The sequence below is a fragment of the Mesorhizobium sp. M7A.F.Ca.MR.148.00.0.0 genome (genome assembly GCF_003997735.1).
Classification (GTDB): Bacteria; Pseudomonadota; Alphaproteobacteria; order Rhizobiales; family Rhizobiaceae; genus Mesorhizobium.
This window is the reverse complement of the sequence record NZ_RZTB01000191.1, coordinates 5,940-6,171: the sequence shown is the minus strand read 5'-3', so window position 1 is coordinate 6,171 and position 232 is coordinate 5,940. Positions and strand designations below refer to the sequence as shown.

1 protein-coding gene is annotated in these 232 nt (G+C 62.5%); it reads right to left on the bottom strand.

From position 1 onward, the window contains the following. The coding region (locus EOB49_RS32295) for a hypothetical protein (RefSeq protein WP_164781888.1) at positions 1 to 211 on the bottom strand (211 nt) is incomplete at its 3' end. Between the last annotated feature and the right edge of the window lie 21 nt (positions 212 to 232).

The following is a 232-nucleotide window of genomic DNA, read 5'->3' as shown; positions in this document are numbered from 1 at the left end:
AATCGTAATCGCCCGTTGCCAGCCGCGACGTGGTGATCCAGTAGGCGTCGACCACACGCTGCGCGCCGCCGGCATTTCGAAACCGGATGTAGCCGTCGCCGCCGCTCGCAATTTCGATGTCCTGCGTTTTGTCGCGATCGAACATTTGCCACGCAGAAGCGCTGCCGCTGCCTGTGGATGCGGTGCCGGATGGAGCGGAATTGCTGGTCATCTGCGGCGTAAGATGCCCGGT